At 43.7% G+C, this 5,674-nt stretch carries 6 protein-coding genes; all 6 read right to left on the reverse strand.

Annotated elements, in window-relative coordinates; all coding sequences use genetic code 11:
- Positions 1-214 (reverse strand): LysR family transcriptional regulator (locus ACKI5B_RS07310; RefSeq protein ID WP_407427304.1); only part of this gene is annotated, 214 nt, incomplete at its 3' end.
- A gap of 2 nt (positions 215-216) precedes the next feature.
- A complete protein-coding gene (locus ACKI5B_RS07315) occupies positions 217-1,206 on the reverse strand; it encodes a PLP-dependent cysteine synthase family protein (RefSeq protein ID WP_407427306.1) in 990 nt (329 codons plus the stop codon).
- Positions 1,206-2,678 carry a nitrogenase component 1 gene (locus ACKI5B_RS07320; RefSeq protein ID WP_407427308.1) on the reverse strand — a complete coding sequence of 491 codons (1,473 nt, stop codon included), beginning with the start codon at positions 2,676-2,678 and terminating at the stop codon, positions 1,206-1,208. The genes ACKI5B_RS07315 and ACKI5B_RS07320 overlap by 1 nt, the downstream gene beginning before the upstream one ends.
- A gap of 13 nt (positions 2,679-2,691) precedes the next feature.
- On the reverse strand, positions 2,692-4,035 hold the full coding sequence (locus tag ACKI5B_RS07325) for a nitrogenase component 1 (RefSeq protein WP_407427310.1): 1,344 nt from the start codon (positions 4,033-4,035) through the stop codon (positions 2,692-2,694).
- A gap of 144 nt (positions 4,036-4,179) precedes the next feature.
- The gene (locus tag ACKI5B_RS07330) at positions 4,180-4,617 is read right to left on the reverse strand and encodes a NifB/NifX family molybdenum-iron cluster-binding protein (RefSeq protein ID WP_407427312.1); all 438 of its coding nucleotides are present in this window, start codon (positions 4,615-4,617) and stop codon (positions 4,180-4,182) included.
- Positions 4,610-5,491 carry a radical SAM protein gene (locus tag ACKI5B_RS07335; protein ID WP_407427314.1) on the reverse strand — a complete coding sequence of 294 codons (882 nt, stop codon included), beginning with the start codon at positions 5,489-5,491 and terminating at the stop codon, positions 4,610-4,612. The genes ACKI5B_RS07330 and ACKI5B_RS07335 overlap by 8 nt, the downstream gene beginning before the upstream one ends.
- Positions 5,492-5,674: the final 183 nt, after the last annotated feature.

Genomic DNA, 5,674 nt, shown 5'->3' on the forward strand with positions numbered 1-5,674 from the left:
AAACACGGCGGGCATCGGTTACAAACCTTTCGCCCTGTTCAGTAACCACGGCTCCTCTGGAAGAGCGCTTGAAAATCTGAAATCCAAGCTCTTCCTCGGTGTCATGGATACTGGCAGTCAGCGACGGCTGTGAAATAAAGAGTTTTTCCGAAGCCTTGTTCAGCGAACCGTTTTCTGCCACGCCAATGACATATTTGATTTGCTGCAGTGTCATTTTTAGTCTTTAAACAAATCTGTGCTCAGATATCGCAATCCTGTGTCCGGGAAAATTACGACGATGTTTTTACCTTCAAATTCAGGACGGTTTGCAATCCGGGTTGCACCCCATAAAGCAGCCCCGCTTGAATTTCCTACAAGAACGCCGTCAGTTCTGGCAACATCTCGTGCTGCCTTAAAAGCTCCTTCAGGATCGCCCACGAAAACCTCATCATAAATGCCTTTTTTAGGCTCGTTGTTTTCTTTAAGACTCGGAGGAACACGGTCAACCGGCACTTCGGTGAAGTTATGGATTCCTGTGAGTTTTTTGTCGTCTGCAGGAGGTTCAACTGCAATAATCTTTACTTTATCGCTTTTTTCGTGAATAGCATCACTGATTCCACGGATTGTTCCTGCTGTTCCGACTGCTGCAACTACAGCCGCAAGATTTCCTTCTGTATCTTCCCAGATTTCTTTTCCCGTTGTGTCATGATGAGCGGCTGGATTCAGCGGGTTAATCATCTGATCAACGAAATAAATACTGTCGCCTGCTGCCTGACGGTCGCGTATGTGCTGCTTTAAGATGTTTGTTGCTGCAACAAAGTCGTTATTAGTGGCTTTGAGTGCGTCCTGAAGCTCTGGTACTTCGCTTATTTTTGTGACTTCTGCACCGAAAGCCTTCATAACCTGCAGTCGTTCCTGACTTACTCCGTCCTGAAGATAAATGCGGACTTTGTAGCCTTTCATTGCACCGATTGCAGAAACAGCAATTCCAGTGTTTCCGCTTGTGTATTCAATCAGAGTTGTTTTTCCGGGAATGATTTTTCCTGCTTTTTCAGCATCTTCGATGATTCGAAGTACAATTCTGTCTTTGATTGAGCCAATCGGGTTAAAATACTCAACTTTTGCAAGAAGATGTGCTTTGAGACCGTGAAGTTTTTCGTATCCGTGCAGTCGGACAAGCGGTGTATGTCCGACAAGCTCTGTCAATGATTCGTGTATGTTAGCCATTATCTTGCTCCCTCTGCATTGATAAACTTGTCAGCGTTCTGCTCATACCACCATTTTGTGTATGGAAGTTTGATTCGTGCTGCAAGGTTCTTTTCGAACGAACGGTTTGTTACTGTGTCGCGAATCAGTTTTGCAAAGCTCAAAGTTCCCTCGTAGCCGAAGACTGTGTATTCGTCTGCAACGAAGACAGCGGCAAACCCCTGTTTGATTGCCCAGACTGTTGTTCCCGGGTGACGGCTGAAGTAAACGTCAGGCTTGTAACGGTTCAAGATGTTCAAAACTTCGTAGTTCTGCTGGTCAGCGACTGCAACCTTCATGTCTTTAGGGCTTGTTTTAAGAAGGTGCTCAAGTGCCGGCGGTACTTTTCCATTGTCGTACTTGTAGTCGTAGTGCCATGCCAGAGCATATTCAACTTTCATACCGAATTCCTGCAAAACGCGGGCAATTTCGTATGTAAACCCAGGTCCCATACCGATTACAGCACGCAGACCGTGCAGAGATTTTGTGACTTCTTCAATCTGCGGAATAAAGATTTTTCTCTGCTCTTCGATGTATTTTCCAACCTGCCCACGGCGGCCGATTGCATCTCCGATTCCACGAAGCCAGGCTTCAAATCCTGACACGCCTGAATGGTTGATTGTGCGCACATAAGGCACTCCGTAAGTTTCTTCCAAAGCGTTTCCAAGATACGTTCCCAAAGTACCACAGATACAGACTGTTGCAAGAGCTTCGCTTAAGTGAGAAAGTTCTTCAATTGTTGAGTTACAGTACAAAAACTGAGGTTCTGCATCGAAAACTTCGCGGAAAATCTTTGTAATCTGAGGACGTGCACTTTCGTAGAAGTTTTTGATGTTGATTACGCGTCGCTTTTCTTTCGGCGGTTTTACGACTCCCTGTAAAACTGCATGATCTGAAATGTCAAAGCCGGAAGCCCAGATTCTTGATTTAAATCCTTCACAGTGAACAGGAATTACCGGGATTGGAAGCTCTTCGTCAATTTCTTCTGCAAGACCGTCAACATCTTCACCGATAACGCCTGAAACGCATGAAGTTGAGATGAAAATTGCATCCGGCTTGTAAGTGTCGTAAGTGTGCTGCACGATTTTTCTCAAATCATTCATTGCACCGAAAACAGTGTCCTTTTCGTTCAAATCCGTACAGACGAAGACAGAATTTGTAGTCTTGTTGATTCTGGCTGCAATCTGACCGAATTTTACGTTATCATTACTTGCCATTGCGGTACATCCTGCAGGGGCGTGGTAAACGACTGCAACGTTACGGATTGCAGCAAGGGCGTTCAGTGCACAGCCTGAAAGACATGAGCTTGACTGTGAAAAGCATCGCTCGCGGTTTTTGAGCGAGCCACATTCTGAGCGGTAAACTAAGGTTTCAAGGTCTCCTGTGAAACCTGTGATTGAGCCGAGTCGGTTTTCACGAACGGCAAGATTAGCATTTTTAAAATTAAACGGCATAGTTTTCTCCTTTTTACAGTTTGAGCTTGCTCATAGCGGCCGTGAAAATCTGTTCAAGCAGATGAAGTCCGCCTGAATAGCCGGCAATGTGGTCATTGATAACCAGTTTCTCGAGCATCGGGTAGCTTACGTTTACATAGTGTGCGCCCAGCTCTGCAGCAAGCTTTTTCTCCCAGTTTGAGCCGATGATGAGAGGAGTGCCCGCAAAATCAGTCTTTTTAATCTGTTCGTGGATGTCGTGTCCGTCTGTTGTGAACTGAACTTCTGCCTGAATTCCGTAGTTCAATGTAGAAATTTCGTTCGCAATTTGCTGGCGGAAGCTTTCCGGAGCATCATCGGTGATGAAAACTTTTTCCGGGAACAAGCCCATGTCGTTAACAAGGAATTTTGTGACCGATGTTGTGTACTGGCTGTCGCTTACAACCGTAAATCGTTTTCCTAAGATACGTGTTTCAAGGAGTGTGTCAGCAAATCGTTCTATATAGTAGTAGAATTCAGCTTCTTTTTCGGCGATAACTTTCTCAACAAGATTTTTGTCTGCACCTGTAAATTCCTGAACTGCACGCAAAAACTTTGTTGTCTCTGTCGCACCAATCGGCAGAACAGGATAATGAAGAAGCGGAATCTTGAATTTTGACTCAAGATATTTTGCGCTTTCAAGACCAGTCCATGGTGAAATCAGAATAGTAAACTGTGCCGAAGGAATCTTTTTGATGTTTTCAATGCCGCGTCCAAAACCGAAAATTGTGTTCGGTTTAAGTCCGATTGCGGAAATAAGATTTTCAATTTCGCGCAGGTTACCGAGCCAGTAAGGATCCTGCTGAGGAGGTCCTGCAAAAATGTTAACCAGACCTTTTTCTGTGATTGTGCCGTTTTCAAGAGACTTTTCTTCGCGTTCATCCTTGATTTCAGGGCGGTTAAGATACTGTTCGAAGATTGACTTTAAAATCCAGTCGTGACCGACATAGTTGTTGCCTTTAAAGCCCGGAGTCTTTGCCCAGATTACAGGTTTTTCTTCTTCTTCAAAATCTTCAGCAACTTCCTTAATGTCATCACCGATGATTTCACCTGTACAGCCTGAAAGAACAACAAATAAATCAGCATCGATTACACGAAGTGCATTATGGATTGTTGACCGCAGTTTTTCAGCACCACCGAATACAACTTCCTTCTCCGATATTGAAGTACAAGGGAAGATGTTCGGACTGTAACGGCCGCTTGTTCCGTTGTTGTCATTAAGCTTTGAAGCACAGCCAGGTCCTGAGTGAAGAACTGGAATTGCCCCAGGAATTGACTGTACAGTCTGCATTGCAGCTAACGCGCATTTGTAACGCGGCTGATCAAGAATTTTTGCCATTTAGTTACCTCTTTAACGAACCTATTGTGCAACTAGGTAATTGTATTTTATGAATATAAACCTAGTAAGTCAATAGGGTAATAAAAAAAACGGTTAAGATTGTTAAATTTTTTCTTCTGTTCCTGTAGTGTTACTATTATGGTTTTATTTTCGATTTTTTCTTTCCTTTATTTTTTTTCTGAATTCATTGATTTTGCTGATTGCCTCGTCTATCGGAAGAACAATGTCATAGGCAGTTACATTGTACTTTGCAAGTGAGCGCACTGCATGAGGCCCGATTCGTGCCACAAGAACATAGTCAACATCAGAAAGAATCTTTGCAATTTTGTCCATTGCACTATGACCTGAAAGTGCTCCGTTGTGTCCGCCACAGCCTGATTCTGGGGCAGATAATTCTGTTTTATTTCCCCCGCATTCACCGCCGGAACACGCAGCTGTAACATCACGCTCTTCAATATCTTCGAACGAGCCGGACTTTTCATCGACTTCAAAAATTAAAAAACTCTGTGCATGACCAAAATGCGAGTCAACTGTTTTTCCATCGCTTGTTGCAACTGCAACTTTGTATTTTGTATCAACCATGACTGAATGTCTCCTTTGTGTTTACTCTTCCCATGTAAATTTCGCTTCCGATGTCGTATTCACCTGGAACTCCGATTGCATCGGCTCGACAGTGGGCACAGTGGGTAAAAATATTGATGTACGGGTAGGCCGCCTTTCTTGCGTCATCAAGCTGTTTGAAAGTAGGGGCTTCCAGGTGTCTTAGTTCGTTCTGCGGAATCAAAGGAATTATATTGTAGATATGAGCACCTGCGTCCTTTACAGTGTATGCGATTTCTTCAATATGTTTGTCATTGATTCCCGGACACAGGACAGAATTTACCTTAATCAGCATACGTCCCTCAGAAAGTTCCATGACTTTTTTGATTCCCTCAATCTGATTTTTAATTAAGATTTCAGCAGCTTCGATTCCTGTGTAGATTTTTCCATGGTAGATGATTTTATTGTTGAGCTGTGCCTCTATTTCCGGGTCAACTGCATTTACCGTAACCGTAAGCGTGTCGATTCCAACTTCAATAAGTTCTTCGGCACGTTCTGCAAGAAGAAGACCGTTCGTGCTCATACACCGGATTAACTGTGGAAATTCTTTTTTAACGAGACGGAAAGTATCAAGTGCGTAATTTGTGGCAAGAGTGTCGCCTGGTCCTGCAATTCCAACAACCGTAAGTTCCGGACAGCGTTCTAAGGCTCTTCTGATATATTCGCATGCTTCTTCTGGTTTTATAACAGTGCTTGTAACTCCCGGCCGGTTTTCGTTTTCGTTGATTTTTCTGTCACAAAACCTGCACTCAATGTTGCAGCCGGGAGCGACGGGCAGATGGATTCGCCCCTTGTTGTGTTTGTGCGGTCCGAAACACGGATGTTCGCGATAGATTGTTTCTTCGTCCAGTGCCATATTGTACCTCTTTTTAATAATAAATCCTAGTTACTTGGTAGGTATTTAGATTATTACGATATCCGCCTAGTATGTCAATGGGTAAAAGGAGAGGTAAATTTTTTATCTGCGGTTCGAGCGCAGTTCTCACCGCGAATTGACTGGTACCTCACCTTGTGAATTTCTTTTTCTTAGAAAATTTGT

It is taken from the genome of Treponema sp. (genome assembly GCF_045657965.1).
GTDB lineage: Bacteria > Spirochaetota > Spirochaetia > Treponematales > Treponemataceae > Treponema_D.

What these genes read in the sequence shown, in the direction of transcription:
- ACKI5B_RS07315 (WP_407427306.1), bottom strand. Translation starts at nt 1,206, where the DNA reads ATGGCTAACATACACGAATCATTGACAGAGCTTGTCGGACATACACCG.
- ACKI5B_RS07320 (WP_407427308.1), bottom strand. Translation starts at nt 2,678, where the DNA reads ATGCCGTTTAATTTTAAAAATGCTAATCTTGCCGTTCGTGAAAACCGA.
- ACKI5B_RS07325 (WP_407427310.1), bottom strand. Translation starts at nt 4,035, where the DNA reads ATGGCAAAAATTCTTGATCAGCCGCGTTACAAATGCGCGTTAGCTGCA.
- ACKI5B_RS07330 (WP_407427312.1), bottom strand. Translation starts at nt 4,617, where the DNA reads ATGGTTGATACAAAATACAAAGTTGCAGTTGCAACAAGCGATGGAAAA.
- ACKI5B_RS07335 (WP_407427314.1), bottom strand. Translation starts at nt 5,491, where the DNA reads ATGGCACTGGACGAAGAAACAATCTATCGCGAACATCCGTGTTTCGGA.